Source organism: Candidatus Protofrankia californiensis, assembly GCF_900634765.1.
GTDB lineage: Bacteria > Actinomycetota > Actinomycetes > Frankiales > Frankiaceae > Protofrankia > Protofrankia californiensis.
Map to the genome: position 1 here is coordinate 2,789 of NZ_CAAAFT010000394.1, position 1,605 is coordinate 4,393.

Annotated in this window: 2 protein-coding genes; both read left to right on the top strand. The window is 66.0% G+C overall.

Annotated elements, in window-relative coordinates:
- The first annotated feature begins 204 nt into the window (after positions 1-204).
- Positions 205-804, top strand: coding sequence for a hypothetical protein (locus DD1DGNOD_RS20225; protein WP_206443328.1), 600 nt, complete (start codon positions 205-207; stop codon positions 802-804).
- A gap of 142 nt (positions 805-946) precedes the next feature.
- Positions 947-1,605, top strand: a 659-nt coding sequence (locus tag DD1DGNOD_RS20230; protein WP_206443329.1) for a DUF6114 domain-containing protein, incomplete at its 3' end; no start/stop codon positions are given.

Here is a 1,605-nt window from a genome sequence, read left to right on the forward strand (position 1 = left end):
CGGACCGAGCCAAAGGCAGCGCAATCAGGCCTCCTTCACACTCGGGCTTCCTACCGAAGCTGATCCGGAGAGCGGAATCGTCCTGTTCGTTGACACTTGCGCGGGAGCGGTGGAATTCTCACCCGGTGAGCGTCGAGGGGACGGCGGCCATGACGGTTGCCCGGCATCGACGGGAGCACGCCCCCCTTCCAAGGGAGGTACACAGTGATCAGCCGAAGTCGGCTGCTGACGGTTGGAGGGGCGGCCTTCACGCTGCTACTGGCGATGTTCGTCGTCGTCCTGTCAGGGGGTACGGCCTTCCCGTTTGCACTTGGCAACGTCGGCTCCTTCGGAGTTGCCGGCGCCACCATCGACACCGGCGAGCCTGAACAGCCGGGCAACTTCACCCTCGTGCCCAGCATCGACCAGAATTCGGCCCCGAACGGCGGCCAGCTGCCCGCGGGCGAGATCCACATGAAGCAGGCGCTGATCGACGGGCTGGTCCTGGAGAAAACCTTCGACCTGCCCGGCGGGCTGGGTACCTGGAAACTACAGATCAACGCTCCTGGACGGACAAAGGTGATCGACCTCACGCTCGGCGCGTCGCAGATCTGCGTGGAATCGATCGATTTTCACACGGTCGCCATCGATGCCAAGGGCGGCGACCCGCTCTCCTCCATCAAGCTGGATGCCGGCCGGGTCATTCTGACCGGAGCCGGTGTCGAGGCGACGAACCTGCGTTCAACCGGTCTCTCGCTGGGCAGCCTCCACGTCACCGTCGAGCGTGGCGGCTACGACCCGCAGACGTTCCGCTGCTTCAAGTGAGTAATTGGGACGGCGTGACCCCCCACCCTTTCACTCCTCAGCTTCGTGGTCATCACCGAAAATTCGTCCGATGATGACGACGAAACGGTCCGGGGACCTGGGCCTGACGACCCGGTCACAACCAGGAAGACCGACAACAGACATGGCCGCCGCATTACTCCACCCGCTCCATCTACCCCGCCTGCTCCATCGTCTCCGCGAGCGGGCAAAGCCCACGGTGCTGTTCACCCGGCCGTTGTCGGACGACTGGCTGTCGGAAACGAAAACGCCGTGGCGGGCGGCTGTGCCGACCATGACCGGCGGGGCCGCCGTCTGCTATTTCAGCTTCTCCTTCGGCCCCACTTTTTTCTCGGCCGGCGTCGCCGTGTACGGCCTGGGCCTCGGCCTTCTGATCACTGCGTTCGGCCTGCTGATGGTCTGGTACCCGGGCGCGTCCGGGGCGTTGGGCCTGCTGTCGGTCATCGGCGGCCTGATCGCCTTTCCGATCGCCGCCGGTGGGCTGGTGGTCGGCTCGCTGCTGGCGATCGTCGGCGGGTCGCTCGCCGCAGCGTGGACCCCTCCACCGGACGGCGCGCTCCTCGCCGTCCGCACCGCCCGCATCGGAGTGCGGACCACCGCAATGATCGTCGACGTGACGCTGGCCGCCATCGTCGTCGTCGGTCTCTACGCGACTGTGCTGAACGGACCGGTCAAGGACCACATTGTCATCTGGTATGTGCTGCAGCTGTCGATTGTCGGGCCGGGCATCGCCCGCGGCCTGACCCCGGGCCGGCTGCTGCTGGGAATCCGGGTGTTCGGGGT